The 23,544-nt window shown below is 73.0% G+C and carries 20 protein-coding genes and 2 pseudogenes; 2 read left to right on the top strand and 20 right to left on the bottom strand.

The window, feature by feature from the left end; all coding sequences use genetic code 11:
• Positions 1-83: 83 nt before the first annotated feature.
• The 16 genes and pseudogenes from K7862_RS12690 to K7862_RS12620 form a co-directional block, all read right to left on the bottom strand.
• Positions 84-2,360 carry an MMPL family transporter gene (locus K7862_RS12690; RefSeq protein ID WP_222962654.1) on the bottom strand — a complete coding sequence of 759 codons (2,277 nt, stop codon included), beginning with the start codon at positions 2,358-2,360 and terminating at the stop codon, positions 84-86.
• A gap of 258 nt (positions 2,361-2,618) precedes the next feature.
• A complete protein-coding gene (locus K7862_RS12685) occupies positions 2,619-3,722 on the bottom strand; it encodes an acyltransferase family protein (protein WP_308011949.1) in 1,104 nt (367 codons plus the stop codon).
• Positions 3,723-3,936: 214 nt separating this feature from the next.
• Positions 3,937-4,716, bottom strand: a complete 780-nt coding sequence (locus tag K7862_RS12680; protein ID WP_222962617.1) for a sirohydrochlorin chelatase — start codon at positions 4,714-4,716, stop codon at positions 3,937-3,939.
• 2 nt (positions 4,717-4,718) lie between these two features.
• Entirely contained in the window at positions 4,719-5,693 is a 975-nt protein-coding gene (locus K7862_RS12675; protein ID WP_222962616.1) for an ABC transporter permease, read from the bottom strand.
• Positions 5,680-6,474, bottom strand: coding sequence for an ABC transporter ATP-binding protein (locus K7862_RS12670; protein WP_222962615.1), 795 nt, complete (start codon positions 6,472-6,474; stop codon positions 5,680-5,682). The genes K7862_RS12675 and K7862_RS12670 overlap by 14 nt, the downstream gene beginning before the upstream one ends.
• Before the next feature lie 102 nt (positions 6,475-6,576).
• Positions 6,577-7,710, bottom strand: coding sequence for an aliphatic sulfonate ABC transporter substrate-binding protein (locus K7862_RS12665; RefSeq protein WP_222962614.1), 1,134 nt, complete (start codon positions 7,708-7,710; stop codon positions 6,577-6,579).
• A 279-nt stretch (positions 7,711-7,989) separates the two neighbouring features.
• Entirely contained in the window at positions 7,990-9,342 is a 1,353-nt protein-coding gene (locus K7862_RS12660) for a sulfate adenylyltransferase subunit 1 (RefSeq protein ID WP_222962613.1), read from the bottom strand.
• Between the two features lie 2 nt (positions 9,343-9,344).
• Positions 9,345-10,280 (bottom strand): sulfate adenylyltransferase subunit CysD, encoded by a 936-nt coding sequence (gene cysD, locus K7862_RS12655; RefSeq protein WP_222962612.1) that lies wholly within the window; start codon positions 10,278-10,280, stop codon positions 9,345-9,347.
• A 185-nt stretch (positions 10,281-10,465) separates the two neighbouring features.
• Positions 10,466-10,999, bottom strand: a pseudogene (cysC, locus tag K7862_RS12650) (adenylyl-sulfate kinase); the annotation flags it as partial.
• Positions 11,000-11,031: 32 nt separating this feature from the next.
• Positions 11,032-11,736: a phosphoadenylyl-sulfate reductase gene (locus K7862_RS12645; RefSeq protein WP_222962611.1), complete on the bottom strand. Its 705-nt coding sequence runs from the start codon at positions 11,734-11,736 to the stop codon at positions 11,032-11,034.
• Positions 11,733-11,939: an eL43 family ribosomal protein gene (locus tag K7862_RS12640; protein ID WP_222962610.1), complete on the bottom strand. Its 207-nt coding sequence runs from the start codon at positions 11,937-11,939 to the stop codon at positions 11,733-11,735. Before K7862_RS12640 ends, K7862_RS12645 begins: the two co-directional genes overlap by 4 nt.
• Positions 11,936-13,651, bottom strand: coding sequence for a nitrite/sulfite reductase (locus K7862_RS12635; protein ID WP_222962609.1), 1,716 nt, complete (start codon positions 13,649-13,651; stop codon positions 11,936-11,938). The genes K7862_RS12640 and K7862_RS12635 overlap by 4 nt, the downstream gene beginning before the upstream one ends.
• Before the next feature lie 155 nt (positions 13,652-13,806).
• Positions 13,807-13,890, bottom strand: a complete 84-nt coding sequence (locus K7862_RS38460; protein WP_322899662.1) for a putative leader peptide — start codon at positions 13,888-13,890, stop codon at positions 13,807-13,809.
• 69 nt (positions 13,891-13,959) lie between these two features.
• Positions 13,960-14,493 (bottom strand): GNAT family N-acetyltransferase, encoded by a 534-nt coding sequence (locus tag K7862_RS12630; protein ID WP_222962608.1) that lies wholly within the window; start codon positions 14,491-14,493, stop codon positions 13,960-13,962.
• A gap of 56 nt (positions 14,494-14,549) precedes the next feature.
• On the bottom strand, positions 14,550-15,824 hold the full coding sequence (locus tag K7862_RS12625; RefSeq protein WP_372461562.1) for a GAF domain-containing protein: 1,275 nt from the start codon (positions 15,822-15,824) through the stop codon (positions 14,550-14,552).
• A 244-nt stretch (positions 15,825-16,068) separates the two neighbouring features.
• Positions 16,069-17,721 (bottom strand): acyl-CoA dehydrogenase family protein, encoded by a 1,653-nt coding sequence (locus tag K7862_RS12620; protein ID WP_222962607.1) that lies wholly within the window; start codon positions 17,719-17,721, stop codon positions 16,069-16,071.
• Between the two features lie 18 nt (positions 17,722-17,739).
• Between K7862_RS12620 and K7862_RS12615 the strand changes: the two genes are divergently transcribed.
• Positions 17,740-18,942, top strand: a complete 1,203-nt coding sequence (locus K7862_RS12615; RefSeq protein WP_308011948.1) for a YihY/virulence factor BrkB family protein — start codon at positions 17,740-17,742, stop codon at positions 18,940-18,942.
• Positions 18,943-19,022: 80 nt separating this feature from the next.
• On the top strand, positions 19,023-19,841 hold the full coding sequence (locus tag K7862_RS12610) for a helix-turn-helix domain-containing protein (protein WP_308011947.1): 819 nt from the start codon (positions 19,023-19,025) through the stop codon (positions 19,839-19,841).
• On the opposite strand, the gene K7862_RS12605 is transcribed toward K7862_RS12610, so the two are convergent.
• The 4 genes and pseudogenes from K7862_RS12605 to K7862_RS12595 form a co-directional block, all read right to left on the bottom strand.
• Complete coding sequence (locus K7862_RS12605) at positions 19,784-20,182, bottom strand: VOC family protein (RefSeq protein WP_222962606.1); 399 nt, start codon at positions 20,180-20,182, stop codon at positions 19,784-19,786. The two genes, K7862_RS12610 and K7862_RS12605, sit on opposite strands and share 58 nt — an antisense overlap.
• A gap of 171 nt (positions 20,183-20,353) precedes the next feature.
• A complete protein-coding gene (locus K7862_RS37495; RefSeq protein WP_372461565.1) occupies positions 20,354-20,716 on the bottom strand; it encodes a ricin-type beta-trefoil lectin domain protein in 363 nt (120 codons plus the stop codon).
• 90 nt (positions 20,717-20,806) lie between these two features.
• Positions 20,807-22,081: pseudogene (locus tag K7862_RS12600) on the bottom strand (alginate lyase family protein); the annotation flags it as partial.
• A 347-nt stretch (positions 22,082-22,428) separates the two neighbouring features.
• Complete coding sequence (locus K7862_RS12595) at positions 22,429-23,526, bottom strand: ABC transporter ATP-binding protein (protein WP_308011954.1); 1,098 nt, start codon at positions 23,524-23,526, stop codon at positions 22,429-22,431.
• Positions 23,527-23,544: the final 18 nt, after the last annotated feature.

Genomic DNA, 23,544 nt, shown 5'->3' with positions numbered 1-23,544 from the left:
CGTACCCGACGGGTACGGGGGCGCTGTGCCCTGGCCGCGGCCGGTCCCGCTCCTGGGGGCGGGCGGCCGCGGCCGTGTCGGGGTCAGTAGCGGCCGGGGGCCGTCGGCGCGACCGGAACCGGCGGCGCGGGCGGCGCCGGGTGCCCGCCGGCGACCGGGGCGGCCGCCACGACCGGCTCGTCGTGGGTGAGGTCGGGCAGCCGGTGCATCCAGCGCGGCAGGTACCAGTTGCGGTCGCCGAGCAGGCTCATCACGGCCGGCAGCAGCACTCCGCGGATGACGGTGGCGTCGATCAGCACCGCGAAGGCCAGGCCGACGCCCATCTGCTTCATGCTCTGCATCGACAGCGTCCCGAAGATCGCGAACACCGCCACCATGATCACCGCCGCGCTGGTCACCACGCCCGCGGTGGAGGTGATGCCCTGCTCGATGGCGGCCTTGGTGCTCAGGCCGCGCATCCGGGCCTCGCGGATCCGGGAGACCACGAACACGTGGTAGTCCATGCTCAGGCCGAACAGGATCACGAAGAGGAACAGCGGCAGCCAGGCCACCACGGCTCCGGTGCCCGTGGCGCCGACCAGCGAGGCGCCCCAGCCGTGCTGGAAGACCATGGTCAGCACGCCGTAGGCGGCGCCCACCGAGAGCAGGTTCAGCGCGATCGAGGTCACGGCGATGGTCAGCGACCGGAAGGACAGCAGCATCAGCAGGAAGGCGAAGACGGTCACGAAGGCGAAGACCGGCGGCACGCTGCTGGTGATCTTGTGGTTGAAGTCCATCGACCCGGCGGTCTCACCGGTGATCGGGGCCTGCAGCCCGCTGACCTTGCCGAGGGTGTCGGGCCGGACGTGGTCCCGCAGCAGCCGCAGGTCGGCCTCGGCCTGGGCGCGGTCCGTGCCGCCCGCCAGCGGCACGTCGATCTGCGCGACGTTCTGCGCCGCGTGCACGGTCACGGTGACCGGGCCCCGGCTGGCCCCGGAGGAGACGGCCTCGGCGCGGAAGCCGGCGATGGCCCTGGTGACCGCGGGCGCGGTGATGTCGTCGGCCTTGAGGACGACGTGCGCGGGGTCCGGGCCGCCGGGGAACGCGGTGTTGATCGCCTCGTAGGTCTGGATGATCGGCAGGTGGTCGCCGAGCTCCTGGTCCATGGACAGGTTCGCGGTGTGCATGCCGAACGCGGGGATCGCGATCGCCACCAGCGCACCGCCGGCCAGGACGGTCGCCGCCCTGGGGTTGCGCAGCACCGGCCGGAGCACGGTCCGCCAGAAGCGGCTGCTGCCGGCGCCGCTCCGGGCGCCGCCGGACGCGGTCTTCGCACCGCGGTTCAGGAACGGCAGGCGGCCCTTCTCGACCCGCTCGCCGAGCAGCGACAGCAGGGCGGGCAGCACGGTGACCGAGCCGATCATCGCGATCGCGACCACGATCATGGTCGCGACGCCCATGGCCTCGAAGTCGCCGATGCCGGTGAAGAGCATGCCGGCCATCGCCACGATCACGGTGATGCCGGAGATCAGGATCGCCCGGCCGGAGGTCGCGGCCGCGATCCGCAGGGCGGTCGCCGGGTCGTGTCCGGCCGCGCGTTCCTCGCGTTCCCGGCGCAGGTAGAACAGGCAGTAGTCGACGCCGACGGCCAGGCCCACCAGCAGCATCACGGAGTTGGCGGTGTCGCTCATCGGCACCGAGTGGCTGACCAGGGCGACCACGCCGGTCGCGCCGAGGAACGCGGTCATGGCCAGCACCACCGGCAGCAGCGCGGCGACCAGCGCGCCGAACGCGATGAGCAGGATGCCCAGCGCCACCGGCACGGCCGAGTACTCGGCGGTCTTGAAGTCCGAGCCGAAGGCGTTGTTGACGGCCTTGTTGCCGCTGGCGTCGCCGAACTCGGCGATCCTCAGGTCCTGGTGCCGGTTCTGGACCCCGGCGACCGCGTCGAGCACCGGCTGCACCTGGTCGGCGGCGTCGTCCTTCGGTCCGGTCATGTCGAACCGCACGAGCGCCGAGCGGTGGTCGGCGGAGACCGCTTTGGTGGTGTACGGCGACGTGACGGCGGTGACCTTGCCGGTGGCCTTCACCGCGCTCACCACGTCGGCGACCGCGGCCCGGAAGGCGGGGTCGTCCGCCGTGGTGCCGGTGTGACGGGCCTGGACCAGGACCATTTCGCCGGCCGTGTCCGCCAGTCCGGCGTTGTCGTTGATGGTGGCGGCCTGCGAGACCTCGCCCGGCATCGAGCGGTCCTCGTCGACGTCGGAGCGGCCGGCCGCCTGGCCGATGACCATGACCAGGACGACGAGCAGCAGCCATCCGCCCACCGCCGCCCAGCGGTGCCGGGCGCTCCAGCTGCCCATCGCCGCCGCGATGCCCATCCTGCTGCCGTGCGCGCGTACGCGACTCACGGGGTGCCCCCTTGTAAGGATCGTGGTGGTGGCGGCGACTGCCGCTCTTGCCACTCACGACGCTATGGGGCGGGGGCGGTACGACCCATCCGGCCAACTGGTGACTTCCCGGTGGGCGTTCTCCCCCTCAGGGGTGGGGAGAACCCCACCCCCGAAGGAAGGATGGCCCTTACAGTGATCACCGCCGGAGAGCCGCCGGGAAACCGCGGGGCGGGCTCGCGCCGCAGGTCAGCGGCGCGGTGTGGGGGGTTGCAGGCTGAACGCCGCGGTGTTCAGGGACCGCCGCATGGCCAGCGCGATCGGCCGCTCGGCGAACCGGTGCACCAGGTACGACAGCGCCACCAGCACCGCCACGGAGACCGCGACCAGCAGCCGCGGGTCCATCCGGTCCCCGTAGTAGTGGGCGAACGTCATCCCCGTCACGTCGTGCAGCAGGTACAGCGGAAACGTCAGCGTGCCCGCCGTGGTCAGCAACCGCCAGCGGATCCAGCGGGTCCAGCCCAGCGCGATCGCCGCGACCGCCGCGTAGAACAGGGTGATGACCAGGATCAGCCATCCCCGCCACGGCGACCAGGTGCCCCAGTTGTTGGTGCCGCCGCTCGGCGCGAGCAGGAAGTGCAGCGCCAGCAGCCACGACATGCCGACGATGCCCCACAGCAACGGCGTCGACCGGTAGCGGTACATCAGGTAGAACGCCATGCCCGCGATGAAGTACGGCGCCGACGTGGGGTTGACGATCAGCGTGAGCAGCGGCAGGCCGGCGCTCGGGGCGATGACCGCCGCGACCGTCCACACGCCGCAGAAGATCACCACCCGCCGGTAGCTCAGGCCCTTCCACACCACCACCGAGAACATCAGGTAGAAGCACAGCTCGGGCCAGAGCGTCCAGTACACCGGGTCGAGGTTGTCCACGCCCAGCGGCCGCTGCATCATCGTGAAGTTCGCGAAGAGCAGCCGCGGATTGGGGTGCCCGAACGGGCTGTCGGTGAAGTAGATCACCGCCGCGGACAGCACGATCGCCACCCAGTACATGGGATAGAGCCGGGTCACCCGGGAGATGAAGAAGTCCCGTGGCGTGCGGCCCCACGCGCTCATGCAGATGACGAACCCGCTGATCAGGAAGAACAGCTCGACGCCCAGACGCCCGAAGGCGAAGTACCGGTGGACGGACGGGAAGGTCTCCTCGTACGGCCGGCCCCAGATACCGATCATCGACCACTTGGTCTGGCCCATGAAGTGGAACAGCACCACCGCCATGGCGGCCGCGAAACGCAGCCCGTCCAGCGCGGCCAGCCGGTCCTTGCGGACCCCCGGCCGTTGAGCCGGCGTCACCGTGACCGGTGTCGCCCTCGGCAGCGGCGCCTTGCGTGCCGGTGCCGCCGTACCCCCCGAGTCGGCCTTGCTATCGCCTCCGTCTCCTGTCCCGCCGGGTTGGAATATCTCCTCGGTCTGGGTCATGCATCCGCCGTTTCCGGTGTCGTCCTCCAGGTCTCAAGGCTCCGGAAGCCTCAGTCGTTCGACCGACGAGACCGCCACATGGTTGCCCTCAGGCAACTATCTGGTTGCCGACCGGCAGGCGTGCTTCGTCGTAGCGGCGCAGCAGCAGCTCCACCAGCTCCGGTGCCGCCCCGAGTACGGGAGCAAGCACGTCCGCCCCGGCTTCCCGGGAGCCGCGCACGATGCGGTCCGGCAGGAAGCCGGGCGCGATGACGTACGGTGCGACCGCGACCGACCTTACGCCCTCATCTCTGAGCTGCCGCACAACGTCCTCCGTCCGGGGCAACGCGGCGGAGGCGAAAGCGGGACGAACCGCCCGCCACCCGGTGCGCTGCCAGCGGCGGGCGACGCCGGCGATCACCGCCCGCGCCTCGGGGTCGGTGGACCCCGCGGCGGCCAGCACGACGCCGGTGGCGGCGCGGTCGCGGTCGCGCAGCCCGGCCTCGCGCAGCCGCCGCTCGAGGGCGGCGGTCAGCAGCGGGGCGGGGCCCAGGACGTCGGCGGTCGTGATGCGCAGCGCGGGCAACTCGGCCGTCACCTCGCGCAGTACGGCGGGAATGTCGGACTTGGCATGGAACGCCCGTGTCAGTAGCAGGGGCAGGGCCACCGCGTCCCGGACCCCGTCGGCGGCGAGGCGGCGCAGCGCCTGCGGGACCGAGGGCGCGGTGAAGTCCAGGAAGGCCGTCTCCACCCGCAGCCCCGGCCGGGCGCCCGCCACCCGCCGGGTCAGCTCGTGCACGGTCGCCGCGTGCCGCGGGTCCCGGGAGCCGTGCGCGACCACCAGCAGCGGGGGCGCGGCCGGCGGGGGAGGCGGGAAGGCGGGGCGCACGCTCACTGGCTCCTGGCGGTCAGGCCGCGGCTGCGCAGCACCCAGCGCTCCAGCGGGCTGAAGACGATCTGGTCGATGGCGATGCCGACGAACAGGATGAGCAGGATACCGAGCAGGACTCCGGCCATGTCCGAGCCCTCGCGCATGTTCTCCAGGTAGCGGCCCAGGCCCACGCCCAGGTCGGGGGAGGAGGCGATGAGCTCGGCGGCCATCAGGGAGCGCCAGGAGAACGCCCAGCCCTGTTTCAGCCCGGCGACGTAGCCGGGCAGCGCCGCGGGCAGCAGCACGTACCAGGCGCCGCGCAGCCCGGTCGCGCCGATGGTGCGGCCGGCCCGCAGGTACAGCGGCGGGACCTGGTCGATCCCGGACACCAGGCCGTTGGCGATCGACGGCACCGCGCCCAGCAGGATCACCGCGTACATCGCGGAGTCGTTGATGCCCAGCCAGATCACCGCGGCCGGCACCCACGCCACCGACGGCAGGGACTGCAGGCCGGACAGGATCGGGCCGATGGCCGCCCGCACGAAGCTCACCCGGGCCACCACCAGGCCCAGCGGGGTGCCGATGGCCAGCGCGGCCAGGAAGCCCAGCAGGCCGCGCTCGACGCTGGTCCAGATGATGGAGAACAGGTCGCCGGCCTGCCACCGGTCGGCCAGCGCCTGGCCGACGTCCGACGGGCTGGGCAGCTTCGTCGGGTCGGCCACCTTGCCCCATGCCGCGAGCTGCCACACCACGAGCACCAGCACGATCGCGGTGAGCGGCGGCAGCACCTTGCTCAGCAGCAGCCGGCCCAGCGGCGAACGGGCGACGGTGACCGTCTCCAGCGCGTCGAGCCCGGCCTCCAGACCGGACAGGTCGCCGCCGTCGCGCGCGGGCGCCGCGGCCTTGCCGGTCGTGGCGTCGTCCTGCGGCCCGCCCGCCGGGGTGTCCTCGGGCGCGTTGCGCCGACCGGCGGTCCCGGTGTCAGTGCTGGCCATGGCGGCGGATCTCCCCACGCAGGTGTTCGGTGATCTCGACGGACAGGTCGGCCACGTCCGCGTCCTCGATGCGGCGCGGCTGCGGGATGTCGATGACCCACTCGCGGCTGACGCGGCCCGGACGGGAGGACATCAGCACCACGCGCTGGGCCAGCCGGACCGCCTCGCGCACGTTGTGCGTGACGAACAGCACCGACAGGTCGGTCTCCGACCAGATGCGGGTCAGCTCGTCGTGCAGGACGTCCCGGGTGATCGCGTCGAGTGCCGCGAACGGCTCGTCCATCAGCAGCAGTTGGCTGTCCTGGGCCAGGGCCCGGGCCAGCGCGACCCGCTGCCGCATGCCGCCGGACAGTTCGTGCACCCGCTTGCCGTAGGCGCCGCCCAGGCGGACCAGCGACAGCAGCCGCTCGGCCTCCGGGCGGCGTTCCTCGCGCGGCACCCCGCGCAGCCGCAGGGCCAGTTCGATGTTCCTGCCCGCGGTCAGCCACGGGAACAGGGCGTGCTCCTGGAACATCAGGGCGGGCCGCCCGCCGGGAGTGGCGATGGTCCCGGTGGACGGCCGGTCGAGCCCGGCGACCAGGTTGAGCAGCGTGGACTTGCCGCATCCCGACGCGCCGAGGAGGCAGACGAACTCGCCCGGCCGCACGTCGAGGACGATGTCGTCCAGCACGAGCTGCTGGGCGCCGGGACGGCCGAACGCCTTCGACACATGGTCGATCCGCGCCGCGGGGGCGGCGGTCTGCGTGCCGGGCGCGGCGGCACTGGTGAGAGTGTCGGCCATCGGTGTCACCTCCTGGTCTGATGGGTGCTGGCGTCTGGGAGCTGCTGGGGGTGGCTGCCGCGGTGCGCGCCCGGCCGGTGCCGCCGGCCGGGCGCGGGCCGCCTACTGCGTGCCGAGTCCGGCGGCGGACACGGTGGGCCTGCCCTGTTCCTTGAGGATCTTGTTGAGCAGCGTCAGGTCGTAGATGCCGTTCAGCTTCGGCGCCTTGAGCAGGCCGGCGGACACGGCGTTCTGCGCCTCCTGGCCTGCGGTGGCGGCCAGCGGGTCGTCGAGGACCTGGATGGACTGCCAGGCCGGGTCGAGGACGTTCGCCGGCAGGGCCTTCTGCGTCAGCCGCTTCAACTCGTCGTTGGCGTCCGCCTTGGCCCGGTCGGGGTTGGCCTTGATCCACGCGTTGGTGTTCACCGAGCCCCGCAGCACCGCCTCGACGACGTCGGGGTGGGCGGTGAGGAACTTCTGCGACACGATCACGTTGGTGATCACGAACTTCTTGTCCGGCCACAGGGTGCTCTCGTCCAGCAGCACCTTCCCGCCTTCGGCGACCAGCTTGGAGGCGGTGGGCTCCGGCACCCACGCGCCGTCGATGGAGCCGTTCTTGTAGGCGTCCGGGGTGATCTTGTTGTCGGTGCGGATGACCGACACGTCGCCCTTGCCGCTCTGCGCGTCGACCTTCCAGCCCTGGGAGCTGATCCAGTGCAGCAGCGCGACGTCCTGGGTGTTGCCGAGCTGCGGGGTGGCGATCTTCTTGCCCTTGACGTCCGCGAGGCTCGTGATCTTCTTCGGGTTGACCACCAGCTTCACGCCGCCGGACGCCGAGCCGGAGATGATCCGCAGGTCGCTGCCGCCGGACTTGGTGTAGCCGTTGATGGCCGGGGAGGGGCCGATCCAGCCGATGTCGATGGATCCGGCGTTGAGCGCCTCGATCTCGGCGGGGCCGGCGTTGAAGGTGTACTCCTTGACCTTCGTCGCGCCGAGCTCCTTCTGGAACAGGCCCTCCTTGAGGCCGACCAGCGGAGTGGCGTGCGTGAGGTTCGGGAAGTAGCCGATCTTCACCTGGTCGGCGGAGAGCTTCTTGGCGCCGGCGGCCGCGGGCGCGGCGGCCGGGTCGTCCTTCGGCTTGTCGGAGCCGTAGCCGCAGGCGGCCAGTGCGCCGAGGAGGATCGGCAGCGCGGCGGCCGCGGCCAGGAGTCTGCGGCGGGAGGAGGGACGGAACGCTGGACGGGGCTGGGCAGACACGGATGTGTCCTCTCGTCAGGCCCGGCGTGTCGCGCGTGAGCGTGGCTCTACGGCGCGGCCGGAGGTTCGTCAGGTCTTCGGAAGATGCGCAGCACGGGGTGTGCTGCGGCTCGGATCGAGCAGCGGGCAGCCGTGGCGCGGCAACCGCGCGCCACGGTGCGGGACGTCAGCGCACACATCGCGCGACGCCGCCCGTGCCCGAGCCGAGCGAACCGCTGCCGACGCGGCCGCCCTCCTTCGCGAATCCTGAGAAGGCCTCACGGGCCGGACGGGACACCGTCAGAAGTCCCATCCCTCGTCGTCGGCCGCCGCCGCGGCGGCCGACGCCCGCTCGGCGAACGCCTCGCCGGCCATGCCGGCCGTCAACGTGGTGCCGTCGGCCGGGTCGATGAGCAGGAACGACCCGGTGAGCCGGGAGTCGGCGTACGCGTCCAGCGGCAGCGGCTCGGCGGTGCGCAGCACCACCGCGCCGATGTCGTTGACCTCCAGGTGCTCGGGGTCGTTGTCGTGCGCCAGACCGTGCGACAGGTCGATCCGGTACGGCAGTTCCTTCACGATCGCCTTGACGGTGCGGGTGGCGTGCTTGAGCAGCACCCGCTCGCCGACCCGCAGCGGCCGTTCGTGCAGATGGCAGACGGTCGCCCGGACGTCCTGGGTGACGGCCGGCGCCGCGCCGGCCGGCGCGATCAGGTCGCCGCGCGAGACGTCCAGGTCGTCGGCGAGCAGCAGCGTCACCGACTGGGGCGCCCAGGCGGTGTCCACGCTGCTGCCGAGCGCGTCGATGCCCGCGATGGTGGTGGTGCGGCCGGACGGCAGCACCGTCACCGGGTCGCCCACCCGGAACATCCCGGAGGCGATCTGGCCGGCGTAGCCGCGGTAGTCGGGGTGCTCGGCGGTCTGCGGGCGGATCACGTACTGCACCGGGAAGCGCGGCAGGCACCCCGTCAGGTCGTGGCTGACCGGGACCGTCTCCAGGTGCTCCAGCACCGTCGGGCCGCCGTACCAGTCCATGTGGGCCGAGGGCTCCACCACGTTGTCCCCGGCCAGCGCCGAGATCGGGATCGCGGTGATGTCCGGGACGCCCAGGGAGGCGGCGTAGGAGGTGAACTCCTCGGCGATCGCGGCGAAGACGGGCTCGGCGTAGTCGACCAGGTCCATCTTGTTCACGGCGAGGACGACGTGCGGCACCCGCAGCAGTGCGGCGACCGCGGCGTGCCGGCGGGTCTGCTCGACCACGCCGTTGCGGGCGTCGACCAGCACCACGGCCAGCTCGGCGGTGGACGCGCCGGTGACCATGTTGCGGGTGTACTGCACGTGGCCCGGGGTGTCGGCCAGGATGAAGCGGCGCCGGGCGGTGGCGAAGTAGCGGTAGGCGACGTCGATGGTGATGCCCTGCTCGCGCTCGGCGCGCAGGCCGTCGGTGAGCAGCGCCAGGTCGGGCGCCTCCTGGCCGCGGCTCTGCGAGGCGCGCTCCACGGCCTCCAACTGGTCGGTGAGGACCGACTTGGAGTCGTGCAGCAGCCGGCCGACCAGGGTCGACTTGCCGTCGTCCACCGAGCCGGCGGTGGCGAAACGCAGCAGCGTCGTCGCCGACAGGGCCTCGGCGGTGATCGGGTTCGTGGTGCTGGTCATGGCTAGAAGTACCCCTCGCGCTTGCGGTCCTCCATGGCGGCCTCGGACATCTTGTCGTCCGCCCGGGTGGCGCCCCGCTCGGTCAGCCGGGAGGCGGCGATCTCGGCGATCACCGCGTCGAGCGTGGTGGCGTCGGAGTCCACCGCGCCGGTGCAGGACATGTCGCCGACCGTGCGGTAGCGCACCAGCCGGTTCTCCGACTGCTCGCCGTCCTTCGGGCCGCCCCACTCGCCGGCGGTCAGCCACATGCCCGACCGCTTGAACACCTCGCGCTCGTGGGCGAAGTAGATCTGCGGCAGGGCGATGTCCTCGCGGGCGATGTACTGCCAGACGTCCAGCTCGGTCCAGTTGGACAGCGGGAAGACCCGCACGTGCTCGCCCGGCGCGTGCCGGCCGTTGTAGAGCGACCACAGTTCGGGGCGCTGGCGGCGCGGGTCCCACTGCGAGAACTCGTCGCGCAGGCTGAACACCCGTTCCTTGGCGCGGGCCTTCTCCTCGTCACGGCGGCCGCCGCCGAACACCGCGTCGAACCGCAGCTCGCGGATGGCGTCGGTCAGCGGCACCGTCTGCAGCGGGTTGCGGGTGCCGTCGGGGCGTTCGCGCAGCCGGCCGTCGTCGATGTAGTCCTGCACGCTGGCCACGTGCAGCCGCAGCGAGTGCTCGGCGACCGTGCGGTCGCGGAACTCCAGCACCTCCGGGAAGTTGTGGCCGGTGTCGACGTGCAGCAGCGCGAAGGGCACCGCGGCCGGCGCGAACGCCTTCAGCGCCAGGTGCAGCATCACGATGGAGTCCTTGCCGCCGGAGAAGAGCACCACCGGCCGCTCGAACTCGCCCGCCACCTCGCGGAAGATGTGCACCGCCTCGGACTCCAGCGCGTCCAGGTGCGAGAGCGCGTAGGGACTGTCGGTGGCGTCGCTGTGCGCAACGGTCGTCGTCATGCTGTGCCCCTTTCGCGGGCTTCTCCGCCCCCGCGGCGGGATGGCTCGGAGATCGCTGTTGGCCGCGGCCCGGTGGCCGCGGGTGCGTCGCCCGCCTGTCCCCTTTCGCGGGCTTCTCCGCCCCCGCGGCGGGATGGCTCGGAGATCGCTGTTGGCCGCGGCCCGGTGGCCGCGGGTGCGTCGCCCGCCAGTCCCCTCTCGACGAGCAGCGCGCGGACGGCCGCTGCGGACTGCTGGACGGTGCGGCCCTGGGTCTCGATCCGCAGATCGGGGTCCTCGGGCACCTCGTACGGGTCGTCCACGCCGGTCAGGCCGGTCAGTTCGCCCGCGGCCTGCTTGGCGTAGAGCCCCTTGACGTCGCGGACCGAGCAGACATCGACGGGGGTGGCGACGTGGACCTCGACGTAGCCGGTGCCCTGCTGCTGGTGGCGCTTGCGCACCGCCTCGCGGCTGTCGGCGTACGGGGCGATGACCGGCACCAGCACCAGCACCCCGTGGGAGGCGAGGAGTTCGGCGACGAAGCCGATCCGCTGCACGTTGGTGTGCCGGTCCTCGCGGCTGAACCCCAGCCCCGCGGACAGGAACTCGCGGATCTCGTCGCCGTCGAGCACCTCGACCCGGCGGCCCTCCTCCCGCAGTTCCTCGGCCAGCGCGGTCGCGATGGTGGTCTTGCCCGCGCTCGGCAGACCGGTCAGCCAGACCGTGGCCCCCGTGCTCATCCCGCTCTCCTGAACCGTCGTCGCACGTGTCGTCACTGGTGGATCCCGCACTCGGTCTTGCCCAGGCCCGCCCAGCGGCCGGCGCGCGCGTCCTCGCCCGCCAGCACCCGGCGGGTGCAGGGCGCGCAGCCGACGGAGGCGTAACCGTCCATCAGCAGCGGGTTGGTGAGCACGCCGTGCTCGGCGACGTAGCGCTCCACGTCGTCCTGTGTCCAGCGTGCGATCGGGGCGACCTTCACCTTGCGCCGGCGGGCGTCCCAACCGACCACCGGGGTGTTCGCGCGGGTCGGGGACTCGTCACGGCGCAGCCCGGTCGCCCAGGCGTCGTAGCCGCGCAGCCCCTCCTCCAGCGGCGCCACCTTGCGCAGCGCGCAGCAGCGGTCCGGGTCCCGGTCGTGCAGCCGGGGACCGTACTCGGCGTCCTGCTCGGCGACGGTCTGCCGCGGGGTGATGGTGATGACGTTGACGTCCATCACGGCGGCGACCGCGTCCCGGGTGCCGATGGTCTCCGGGAAGTGGTAGCCGGTGTCCAGGAAGACGACGTCCACGCCGGGCAGCGCCCGCGAGGCCAGGTGCGCCACGACCGCGTCCTCCATCGAGGAGGTGACGCAGAAGCGCCGCCCGAAGGTGTCGGCGGCCCAGCGCAGCACCTCCTGCGCGGACGCCTCCTCCAGGTCGCGGCCGGCCCGGACGGCCAGCTTCTCGAGTTCTTCCGCGCTGTGCTGAGCGGTGGTCACGAAGCGCCTCCATGCGGGGAGTCCGATGCGGAGTGCTGCGGCGGGGACGAGGGCGCGAAGCCCTCGGCGAGCAGGCCGAGGAAGGCCAGCCGGAACGCGCGGTTGCAGGCCCGGCACTCCCAGGTGCCGTGGCCCTCGGCGGACGGACGCAGGTCCTCGTCCCCGCAGTAGGGGCAGTAGAACGGCGCGGCGCGCTCGGTCATGCCAGGTCCTCCTCGGCGGCCCGCGCCGCCCACTGCGCGAAGCGTTCGCCGTCGGTGCGCTGCTCCTGGAAGCGGACCAGCACGCGCTCGACGTAGTCCGGGAGTTCGGTGGCGGTCACCTTCAGGCCGCGGACCTTGCGGCCGAAGCCGGGGTCGAGGCCGAGGCTGCCGCCGAGGTGGACCTGGTAGCCCTCGACCTGGTTGCCGGCGGCGTCGGTGACGAGCTGGCCCTTCAGGCCGATGTCCGCGGTCTGGATGCGGGCGCAGGAGTTCGGGCAGCCGTTGATGTTGATGCCGATCGGCTCGTCGAACTCCGGCAGGCGCCGCTCGAGTTCGTCGATCAGCGTGGAGGCGCGCTCCTTGGTCTCGACGATGGCCAGCTTGCAGAACTCGATGCCGGTGCAGGCCAGCGTGCCGCGCCGGAACGACGAGGGCCGCACCCGCAGGTCCAGTGCCTCCAGGGCCGCGGTCAGCGACTCGACCCGGTCCTCGGTCACGTCCAGCACCAGCATCTTCTGGTCGGTGGTGGTGCGCAGCCGGTCCGAGCCGTGGTCGGCGGCGATCGCGGAGATCTTGGTGAGGGTGGCGCCGTCGACCCGGCCGACGCGCGGCGCGAAGCCGACGTAGTAGCGGCCGTCCTTCTGCCGGTGCACACCGATGTGGTCGCGCCAGACCTGTGAGGGCGCCGCGGGGGCGGGCCCGTCGACGAGTGCGCGCTTCAGGTACTCGTCCTGGAGCACCTGGCGGAACTTCTCCGCCCCCCAGTCGGCGAGCAGGAACTTCAGCCGGGCACGCGAGCGCAGCCGCCGGTAGCCGTAGTCGCGGAAGATGCCGACGACACCGGCCCACACCTCGGGCACCTCGGCCAGCGGCACCCAGGCGCCGAGGCGCTCGCCCAGCCGCGGGTTGGTGGACAGGCCGCCGCCGACCCACAGGTCGAATCCCGGGCCGTGCTCGGGGTGGTCGACGCCGACGAACGACACGTCGTTGATCTCGTGGACGACGTCCAGCAGCGGCGAGCCGGAGATCGCGGTCTTGAACTTGCGCGGCAGGTTGGAGAACTCCTTGCTGCCGATGTAGCGGGAGGTGATCTCCTCGATCGCCCAGGAGCCGTCGATGATCTCGTCCTCGGCGATGCCGGCGACGGGGGAGCCGATGATGACGCGCGGCACGTCGCCGCACGCCTCGGTGGTGGACAGGCCCACGGCCTCCAGTCGCCGCCAGATCTCCGGCACGTCCTCGATCCGGATCCAGTGCAGCTGGATGTTCTGACGGTCGGTGATGTCGGCGGTGCCGCGGGCGAACTCCTGCGAGACCTCGCCGATGACCCGCAGCTGGGCCACCGTCAGCCGACCGCCGTCGACGCGCACCCGCATCATGAAGTAGCGGTCGTCGAGCTCCTCCGGCTCCAGCACGGCGGTGCGGCCGCCGTCGATCCCGGGCCGGCGCTGGGTGTACAGACCCCACCAGCGCATGCGTCCGCGCAGGTCCGCGCCGTCGATCGAGTCGAAACCCGCGTGGGCGTAGATCGTCTCAATACGTGTCCGCACATTGAGACCGTCGTCGTCCTTCTTCGTCTGCTCGTTGCCGTTGAGCGGAGTGAAGTGGCCCTTGGCCCACTGGCCCTCGCCGCGGTGGCGCCCGGACTTGCGGCGGGCGGCCGCCGGGGCGCTCCGGGCCGGGGTCTGGGGGTGATCGGGGCTGGCAGCCATGGCGATGCGTCCTTCTGGCAGGCTCGTAGGCGGTCGGAACAGCGCGAGAGGAACCCTGCGGCCTGGGGAAACGCCTGGCGATGAGGCTCAGTGGGCAGCGGGGAACCGCACGCATCCACGACGACGGGGAGGGCGGGAGATGGTGCCGAGTGCGGTCAGCCCGCCGGACAGATGGCGCTGGACACGCGGCAGAAGTCGACGTGCGGCCGACCTACCAAGGCGATTCCAGTGCGCGACATGACGAAAGCGTGGCACGCGGGTCTTCCGGCAGTCCACCATTATCCGTCATGTGGACTCGATCATCTCATTCAGTGAGACACTGTGGTGTGGGTCACGCGGAAGCCGCGGCGCTGGTAATTGCCCAGCGCGTAGGGGCCGTCGAGCGAGCAGGTGTGCACCCACACCCGCCGGGTCTCCGGCCGCCCGGCCCAGCGGCCCGCCAGATCCCAGGCACGGGCCGTGCCGTACGACAGCAGATGGCCGCCGATGCCCCGGCCGCGGAAGGCCGGCAGCAGCCCGAAGTAGGCGATCTCGACGACGGCCCCGTCCGCGGCGTCCTGGGCGTCCAGCTCGATGTACCCGGCGGGCGTGCCCCGTTCGTAGGCCACCCACAGCTCGGATCCGGGGCGCTCCAGGTGCGTCTGCCACTGCCCGGCCGGCCACGGCAGCCGGTCGGTCCACGACACGTCGCCGCCCACCGCCGTGTACAGGAAGCGGCCGAGTTCCCCCGAGGGCACCTCGGCCCGCTCGACCCGGACGCCGGGAAGCGCCGGCGCGGACGCCGGGCGCAGGTCCTCCGGTGCGGTCTGCTCCAGGTACCAGGTGGTCACGGGGGTGCTCATGGCGTTCACCCTAAAGGCGTCCTCCGGCACGGACGACGGCCGCCCCCGCCCCGGCCTCAGCCCCGGGCGGCCAGCACCACCGGGGCGACCGAGTGCGGCAGCAGATCGAGCGGGTCCCGCGGACGCACCAGCTCCACCTCCACGCCCTCGGCGAACCGGTAGGGTCGGTGGGCCAGCACGCCGGCGAGGTTCCTCCGCAGCCGCGACAGTTCGGCGCGGACGGTCACCGTGCGGCTCCGGTCGCCGAACAGGTCACCGGCGAGCTCCGCCGCGGTCCGGCCGTCCCGGTGCAGCGCCAGCACGAACAGCAGCTCGGCGTGGCGCGGACTGAGGGTCTGTGTCCAGCTGCCGGCCGCCCCGGACACCGTCACCGTGGCCGTCCGCGGCCGGCTCAGGTCCAGCACCACCCGGCCGGCGCCCGGCGGGTGCTCCCGGCCGTCGACGCGGATCAGCCAGCCGCCGGGCAGCGGTTCCGCCGTGCACATCCCCAGCGACGGCAGCCACAGCGAACCGGCCCGCATCGCCGCCGGAAGGGCGACCCGGTCGGCCGGCGCCATCCCGGTCACCGCCGCGGTCCAGCCGTTCCGGTCGACGGCCAGCGCCTGCCCGCCGATCCGGGCCAGGATCGGCGCGGCCATCGCCCGCAGCCCCTCGACCGCCGCCCAGTGCCGGGCCCGCAACTCGGCCTCGGCGACCCGGGTCACGGCGGCGACCAGCGACAGGGTGGCCGGGTGCAGCGTCGCCGCCGGACCGCTGACGTCGACGACGCCGAGCAGCCGGCCGTCCCGTGGGTCGTGCAGCGGCGCGGCGGCGCAGGTCCAGCCGTGGTGGGTGCGCACGAAGTGCTCGGCGGAGTGGACCTGCAGCGGGGCGCGGGTCACCAGCGCCGTGCCGATCGCGTTGGTGCCGACCACGTCCTCGGCCCAGGAGGCGCCTTCGGCGAACCCCAGCCGGTCGGCGCTCTTGCGGACCGCCAGGCTCCCGTCGCGCCACAGCAGCCGGCCGTCCGCGTCGGTGACGACCATGATGTGCCAAGCGGCGTCCGCCACCGAGACCAGCCCCTCGCGCAGCACCGGCAGGATCCCGCCGATCGGCGAGGACCGCCGTCGGTGCTCGATCTCGTCCGTGCCGAGCAGGCCGTTGTGCCGGCCGACATCTGGATCGACGCCCTGGTGCAGCACGCGGGACCAGGACGCGCCGATCACCGCGCGTGGTCGTTCGGGCGGGACCGTGCCGGCGAGGGTGGCCTCCCTGACCGACGCCAGCAGATGGGGCGAGCTGTGGACGTCGAGCCCGTCCAGTCGCCCCGTTCCGATCGGTAGATGCGTCACGTCGCCCCGCCCCTGGCTCGTTCCTCGTTCACCGCCCGGTGCGGTGCCCGGACGGCCACGGGCGTGCGTGCAACGGACTGCAACCGTTGCGAGCCTACGCGACCAGGACGGAGAGTGACGCCGCGTCACCGTACTCGGGTGCTTGATTGCACCTGCGCGGTACGGCCGGCCACCAAGGCGGGGTGGTGCCGAGTCGGCGCGGCACCACCCTCTTTGCTTCCGGTCCTCCACCTCCGAGGTCTCGCTAGTCCTCCGGGACGGGCCGGGCGCGGGTGACGAGGGACGCGAGGTCGAGGGTCGGGGGGAGGGTGCCGAAGGTGTGGCCCCAGTCGCCGCCGAGACGGGACGCGGCGAAGGCGTCGGCCACCGCGGGCGGGGCGAACCTGACGAGTAGCGAGCCCTGCAGGACCAGCGCCATCTGCTCGACGATGCCGCGGGCCCGCGCCTCGATGCCCTCCAGGTCCCCGAGTTCGCCCAGCAGGTCCTTGACCGCCGTGTCCAGCCGGTGGTCGGCGCCGCGGGCCCGGCCGATCTCGGTGAGGAACGCGTTCAGCGCGTGCGGTTCGCGCTGCAGCACCCGCAGCACGTCCAGCGCCTGGACGTTGCCCGAGCCCTCCCACACCGAGTTCAGCGGCGACTCGCGGAACAGCCCCGGCAGGCCCGACTCCTCGACGTAGCCGTTGCCGCCCAGGCACTCCAGGGCCTCGGCCGCGACCACCGGGCAGCGCTTGGTCACCCAGAACTTGGTGACGGCCACCGCGAGCCGCCGGAACGCCCGCTCGTGCTCGGTGTCCGCGTCGTACGCGGCGGCCAGCCGCAGCGCGGTGGTGGTCGCCGCCTCGGACTCCAGCGCCATGTCGGCCAGGACGTTCCGCATCAGCGGCTTGTCGATCAGCGGCCCGCCGAACGCCCGGCGGTACGTCGCGTGGTGCACCGCCTGCGCTACCGCCTGCCGCATCAGGGCCGCCGAGCCCAGTGCGCAGTCCAGCCGCGTCGCCGCGACCATCTCGATGATGGTCGGGACCCCGCGGCCCACCTCACCGACGCGGCGGGCCCACGTGCCGCCGAACTCCACCTCCGACGACGCGTTGGAGCGGTTGCCCAGCTTGTCCTTGAGCCGCTGGATCGCGAACCGGTTGCGCGTGCCGTCCGCCAGGACCCGCGGCACCAGGAAGCAGGTCAGCCGGTCCTCCCCGGCGTCGTCCACCTGCGCCAGCACCAGGAAGCCGTCCGACATCGGGGCGGAGCAGAACCACTTGTGGCCGGTCAGCGCGTACGTGCCCGCCTCCGCCAGCGGTTCGGCGCGGGTGGTGTTGGCCCGGACGTCCGAGCCGCCCTGCTTCTCCGTCATGCCCATCCCGAACAGGGCGCCGGGCTTCTCGTCCGCGGGTACCAGCCGCGGGTCGTACACCCGGGACCGCAGCCGCGGCTCCCACTCGGCGGCCAGTTCCGGGTCCGCGCGCAGCGCCGGCACCGCGGCGTGCGTCATCGACACCGGGCAGCCGTGGCCCGCCTCGGCCTGCGTCCACACCAGGAAGCCCGCCGCCCGCCGCAGGTGGCCGTCCGGCCGCGACCAGGCGTCGGTCAGCCCCGCGGTGACGGCGTGCCCGAGCAGCCGGTGCCACGACGGATGGAAGTCGACCTCGTCGATCCGGTTGCCGTAGCGGTCGTGCGTGCGCAGCACCGGCCCGTGGGCGTTGGCCTGCTCGCCCCACTTCTGCGCCTGCGCGGAGCCGGCCGCGACGCCGAGGACGCGCAGCTCGGCGTCGATCTCCGCCAGCCGGGACGGGTCCGCGTGCCGGGCGACCGCCTCGGTCAGCGCGCGGTCCGTGCGGTAGACATCGTGCCCGACCAGGGGCGGAGCCTGATTCGTCACCGTGTGAGTGGGGGCTGTCATGGCAGCTAACGTAAGGGGGTGCAAGCAGCAGAAGGAAGAAGCCACCGCCGCCCGGGCCGGTGGCGTCGCGCGCGGGCGCTGTACCGCAACGTCTCCAAGCGCAAGGTGGCGTGGCTGCTGCTGAAGGACACGGTGAACTCCTGCATGGAGTACCGGGTCACCGGGCTCGCCGCCGAGGCGGCGTTCTTCGTGCTGCTCTCGCTGCCGCCGCTGCTGCTCGGCCTGGTCGGCGCGCTCGGCTACGTCGACACCGTCGTCGGCCTCGACACCATCGACCACATCCGCGACAACATCCTGCGCGCGTCCGCCACCGTGCTCTCCGACAAGGGCGTCAACCAGCTCGTCAAACCGCTCGTCGACGACGTCTTCCACGGCCGCCGCCCGGACCTGATCTCGCTGGGGTTCCTGATCGCCCTGTGGTCGGGGTCCCGCGCGGTCAACGTCTTCGTCGACACGATCACGATCATGTACGGGCTGGAGGGCCGCCGCGGCATCGTCCGCACCCGCCTGATGTCCCTGGTGCTGTACGTCGTCGCGCTGGTCCTGGGCGCGGCGGTGCTGCCGCTGGTGGTGGTCGGGCCCGACGCGGTGACCGAGGTGCTGCCCGGCGGCGCGGGCACCGTCCACGTCCTGTACTGGCCGTTCGTGCTCTTCGCGTCGGTCGCCTTCCTCACCACGCTCTACCACGTGTCGGTGCCGGTCCGGGCGCCGTGGCACGAGGACGTGCCGGGGGCGCTGGTCGCGCTGCTGATGTGGGTGGTCGGCAGTTTCGTGCTGCGGATCTACCTCACCCACGCCGTCGAGGGGCCGACGATCTACGGCTCGCTGGCCGCGCCGGTCGCCGTGCTGCTGTGGATAGGCGTCTCGGCGTTCGCGGTCCTGGTCGGGGCCGCGGTCAACGCCGCGGTCGACCGGGTGTGGCCGTCACTGGCCACCGCCGCGGCACGCGAGGAGAACGCCCGGCTGCGGGAGGCCGCGGCCGCCGGCGTCGTCGCCCGCGCCGCCGCCCGCCGGGCCCGCCAGGCCGCGGGCGACGAGGACGCGCCCCCGGCGGAGTACCCCGAGCGCTGGGCGGACTTCCTGCCGCACGGCGACCTCCGCTCCCGGCTGCGCGCCCGGCGCCCCGAGGCCCCCGGGCCCGGCCGTCCCGTGCCGCCCCTGCCGTCCATCCCGCCGCAGGCGTCACCCTGGAAGACCGAGGACCACCACGACCCGCGCTGACGGACCCGGCGCCGGGACCGGGCCCTCTCCGCGCCGCGCGAGGGTCGTGCCCGGCGGGGCGGGCGGGCGAGAATGGAGCGGTGGGCGCGTACCGGGAGTGGAGCGGAGGCGCACCGGGGCTGACGGTGTGGACCCGCACCGACGGCGGCGGGCGCTACCGGGTGCTGCCCGACGGCTGTATGGACCTCGTCTGGCACGACGGCCGGCTGCTGATCGCCGGCCCCGACACCGTCGCCCACCTCTCGGAGGACCGCCCGGGCAGCAGCTACGCCGGGCTGCGCTTCGCCCCCGGCGTCGGCCCGTCGGTGCTGGGCGCGCCCGCCGCCGAACTGCGGGACCGGCGGGTGCCGCTGGACGCGCTCTGGCCGGGCGCCCTGGCGCGGGAGCTGGCCGAACGGGCGGGCGACGACCCGGCCGCCGTGCTGGAGACCTGGGCCGTCGCCCGGATGCGCGCGGCCGGACCGGCGGACGCCCTGCCGGCGGCCGTGGCGCGGGCGCTGTCCGCGGGCGGCACGATCGCCGCCGCGGCGGCCGGGACCGGCCTCGGGGAGCGGCAGGTGCGCCGCCGCTGCGAGGCCGCGTTCGGGTACGGCCCGAAGACCCTCGCCCGGGTGCTGCGCCTCCAGCGCGCCCTGGCGCTGGCCCGGGCCGGCCGGCCCTACGCCGAGGTCGCGGTGGAGGCCGGCTTCGCCGACCAGCCGCACCTGGCCCGCGAGGTGCGGGCCCTGGCGGGCGTGCCGCTGGGGGAGTTGCTGCGTCCGCCGCCGGCCGATGCGCACCCGGCGGGCGGTGACCCGGCAGCGGGTGGGGGTGTGGATGCCCGTCCGGGTTTCCCCGGTCGTCAGGACGCGGCGAACAGGTCCACCGCGTTGCCGTCGGGGTCGAGGACGACGGCGTAGCGCTGACCCCAGAAGGCGTCCCACGGCTTGAGGTGGCCGTGGTGACCGGCCTCCGTCAGCTCGGCGTAGACCGCGTCCACGCCCGCCGGGCTGCCGCAGTCGAAGGCCGGCGAGATGCGGGAGCCCGTCGCGGGCGTCCAGTCCGGGTCGAAGGAGCGGACCGTCGCGACCGTGTCCCAGGCCAGGCGCAGCCCGCCGGGCAGCGTCACCTCGACGTGCGGCTCGCCGTCCGCCTCGGGCGGCAGGCCGAGACCCAGGAGACGGTAGAAGGCCAGCGAGGCCGCCATGTCGGCGACCACCAGGCCGATCAGGTCGATGCGGGGTGTGATGCGTGTCCTCATACCCGGCACGCTAGGCGGGCCGGACGTCCGTCGTCTTGAACGAATCGGACGTCCGGCCCGGGGATCCGCAGGGCGTTGTCCGCGAAGGGCCACCTCGCGCACGCCCCTGTTGCCCGCCCGGCGGATCCGGCTCGGATGCGGCCCGGCCCCGCGACGGCCCGGGCCGAAGGGCTAGCCCGGCAGGGTCCAGCTCTGGTTGGCCGCTCCCGTGCAGCTCCAGATCTGCAGCCGTGTGCCGTTGGCCGAGCTCTGGCCCGTGGCGTCCAGGCACTTGCCGGACTGCGGGTTGACCAAGGAGTTGTTCGCCCCGGGCTGCCACACCTGGGAGCCGGTGCCGTTGCAGTCGTAGAGCTGCACCTGGGAGCCGTTGGCGGTGCCGGCGGCCGTGACGTCCATGCACTTGCCGAGTGCCTGCAGCGTGCCGCCCGCGCCGGCCGTCCAGGTCTGCGCGGCGGTGCCGTTGCAGTCGTAGAGCTGGACCGCGGTCCCGTTGGCGCTGCTCGCGCCCGCCACGTCCACGCACGTGCCGCCGATCCCGGTGATCGGCCCGCCGGCGCCGCCGGTCGGGGGAGTGGTGGGCGGCGTCGTGGGCGGCGGGGTCGGCGCCGAGCCGGGGACGACGTCCGGGTTGTCGGCGTTGGTCAGCGTCTCCCACGCCACGAACAGGTCGTTGCTCCCGGCCGGGCGCCGCGACTCGGTGAGCGTCTGGGTGTTGGTCATCGCGATGCCGAGCCGGTTGTGCAGGGCGTTGAAGCCCACCTCGGTGACCGGCCCGAGGCCCAGGTGCAGGGTGCCGCCGCACAGCCACGACGGGACGGCCGTGCCCAGCTCGTACTTGGACTGGAAGCCCAGCGCCTGCCGCAGCCGCTCACCGACCTGCGGGTACAGGTCCTGGCCCTGGATGGCGGCGGTCTCGGCGACGTCGGAGATGGACGCGATCCCGTACCCGGTGTGGGTGAAGTCCCGGCAGGTCTCCTGCGTGAGGCCGTCCACGAACGTCGACTGACCCTGCCAGTAGCCGATGATCTGCGACGAGGTGGTCAGGCCGCTGCCCGGCACGGTCTTGGGCAGGGAGCCGTCAGAGGAGAGGTAGACGTACGCCGCGACGCGGTTGAGGTACCGGGTGATCGCCTTGTCGTAGTCCGCGCCGTCGTTGAGGAAGACGGAGATGCCGACGGCGGCCTCCATCATCGTCAGCTCCCAGTTCCCGTTGCTGTTCGAGCCGTTGATGACCTCGGGGAGGTAGACGGTGCGCAGCATCGTGGAGAACCGGTCGACGTCGGCGGAGGACCAGCCGGAGTAGGTGTAGCGGATGATCTCGGCCGCGCGCGGCCACACCGAGCCCGCCCAGCCGGTCTGCAGCGGCGCGTTGCTGTTGGTGTGGCTGGTGATGGTCGACGCCCACGCGTTCATGAGCTGGATCGACTTCTGCGCGTAGGCGCTGTTGCCGGTGATGTACCAGGCCAGCGCGTCGGTGTAGGCGGCGATGGCGTCCTGCCGCTCGTCCGTGCAGCCGTAGTTGGGGTTGGAGTAGGAGCCGCACTCGACGACCGCGCGGGGGGCGGGAGTTCGCGACAGCGAGGCGTAACCGCTCACCATCATCTGGTTGTACGCGCTCTTCCAGGGTTCGGCGTTCGCCTGGACCTTGCTCTTGACGAAGTCGAGCTGCGGCCGGCTGACGAGGACGCCCGGGTGCTGGAAGACGGCCGGCGCGGCGGCGACGGCGGGTGCTGCGGCCGGAGCGGGCGCGGCGGCCGGGATGGCGGCGGTCGCGGCGCCCGCTCCGGGGAGGGCGGCGAAGACGGCCGCCGCGGCGGCGGCGAGGGCCACCGGAACGGCCGCTCGCCGAAAGCGTTTACGGGACAGGGTGGGGGGACTGCTGCGGAAGAAGCTGCGCATGGGGGGCTCCTGAAACAGCGGGGGAACAGCGTGACGAACAGCGGGGGAACGACGGGGGGATCCGCTTCACGGGGGAACGGCAGTCAGGAACCCTGCTGTCCTCCGTGGTTGGGAAGGATCGCGGTGCGAACGCCCCTCAGTCAAGGACTTGAACAGACTTCACTTCCGTGACCGGAGAGCTCGGGTAATCGGTTACGGATTCGAGCGCAGGTCATCGACGTGAATGCAAGTCCAGACCTTTATGCGGCCATGGACGGGCGTTCCGGCGATGGATCCACCGGGCCCGGGACGACCGGGTGTCCCGGTGTCCCGGTGTCCCGCGATCCGGTGTCCGCGAGGCAGGGCCGTCAGGCCGGATAGGCGTGCGTCTGGGCCGCCTTGACGCCGGCCCACACCAGCGCCCCGGTGTCCAGGCCGAGTTCGGCGACCGCCACCGTCGTCAGGTCGGCGGCCAGCGGCAGTCCGTCCGCCTCGCCGGTGAGCGCCACCCGGATCTGGTCGCCGTGCGTCTCCATGCCGGTGATCCGGGCCTGCCAGGCGTTGCGGGCACTGGAGTCGGGCCGGTCGCGGTGCAGCGTGACCGCGCTGGGCGGGAAGGCCACGAAGGCCGGACCGGTGAGCTTCTCCGTGGTGGTCAGGGTCAGCCCGGGCGCGATGGTGACCAGATGGCCGTGGGCCTTCCCCTGGTACAGGTTCAGCCCGACCAGACGGGCGATGTAGTCGGTGCGCGGCCGGCGGGCGATCTCGGCCGGAGTGCCCTCCTGCACCACCGACCCGTCCTCGACGACCATCAGCCGGTCGGCCAGCACCATCGCGTCCAGCGGATCATGGGTGACCAGCACCGCGACCGCCTCGAACGCGGCCAGATGGCGGCGCAGTTCGGCCCGCACGTCCAGCCGCGCCCGGGCGTCCAGGGCGGCCAGCGGCTCGTCGAGGAGCAGCAGGCGCGGTTCGGTGGCCAGCGCCCTGGCCAGCGCGACACGCTGCGCCTGCCCGCCGGACAGCCGGCGCGGCTTGGCCCCGGCGTGGTCGGACAGGCCCATGCGCGCCAGGAGTTCGGCCGCGCGGTCCCGCGCCCGGGCCTTCGGCACGCCCTGGCAGCGCGGGCCGAACGCCACGTTGTCCAGCGCGGACAGATGCGGGAAGAGCAGGTAGTCCTGGAAGATCACGCCGACCGGCCGGTGTTCGGGCGCCACCCGCCACCGCCGCCCGGGCTCCTCCAGCGGGACCCCGTCCAGCCGCAGCCCGCCGCCGGTCAGCGGGGTCAGCCCGGCCAGCGCCCGCAGCGCGGTGGTCTTGCCCGCGCCGTTCGGCCCGAGCAACGCCAGCACCTCGCCGGGTGCCACACGCAGGCCGATGTCGAGCCGGAACGCCTCGCGCTCCACCACGAGACGGGCGTCGAGCCCGGGCGGCGTCCCGGTCACCTGGTCCACCGCACCCGTCACCCCGTCCGTCACCCCGTC

Origin of the sequence: Actinacidiphila acidipaludis (genome assembly GCF_019890725.1) — a bacterium.
Lineage (GTDB): Bacteria > Actinomycetota > Actinomycetes > Streptomycetales > Streptomycetaceae > Actinacidiphila > Actinacidiphila acidipaludis.
This window is presented reverse-complemented; position numbering and strand designations above follow the sequence as displayed.

Excerpts from the sequence above, each read along its gene's own strand:
- K7862_RS12690 (WP_222962654.1), bottom strand. The coding sequence starts at position 2,360 with ATGGGCATCGCGGCGGCGATGGGCAGCTGGAGCGCCCGGCACCGCTGG.
- K7862_RS12675 (WP_222962616.1), bottom strand. The coding sequence starts at position 5,693 with ATGGCCAGCACTGACACCGGGACCGCCGGTCGGCGCAACGCGCCCGAG.
- K7862_RS12670 (WP_222962615.1), bottom strand. The coding sequence starts at position 6,474 with ATGGCCGACACTCTCACCAGTGCCGCCGCGCCCGGCACGCAGACCGCC.
- K7862_RS12660 (WP_222962613.1), bottom strand. The coding sequence starts at position 9,342 with ATGACCAGCACCACGAACCCGATCACCGCCGAGGCCCTGTCGGCGACG.
- cysD (WP_222962612.1), bottom strand. The coding sequence starts at position 10,280 with ATGACGACGACCGTTGCGCACAGCGACGCCACCGACAGTCCCTACGCG.
- K7862_RS12640 (WP_222962610.1), bottom strand. The coding sequence starts at position 11,939 with ATGACCGAGCGCGCCGCGCCGTTCTACTGCCCCTACTGCGGGGACGAG.
- K7862_RS12635 (WP_222962609.1), bottom strand. The coding sequence starts at position 13,651 with ATGGCTGCCAGCCCCGATCACCCCCAGACCCCGGCCCGGAGCGCCCCG.
- K7862_RS38460 (WP_322899662.1), bottom strand. The coding sequence starts at position 13,890 with ATGTCGCGCACTGGAATCGCCTTGGTAGGTCGGCCGCACGTCGACTTC.
- K7862_RS12630 (WP_222962608.1), bottom strand. The coding sequence starts at position 14,493 with ATGAGCACCCCCGTGACCACCTGGTACCTGGAGCAGACCGCACCGGAG.
- K7862_RS12620 (WP_222962607.1), bottom strand. The coding sequence starts at position 17,721 with ATGACAGCCCCCACTCACACGGTGACGAATCAGGCTCCGCCCCTGGTC.
- K7862_RS12605 (WP_222962606.1), bottom strand. The coding sequence starts at position 20,182 with ATGAGGACACGCATCACACCCCGCATCGACCTGATCGGCCTGGTGGTC.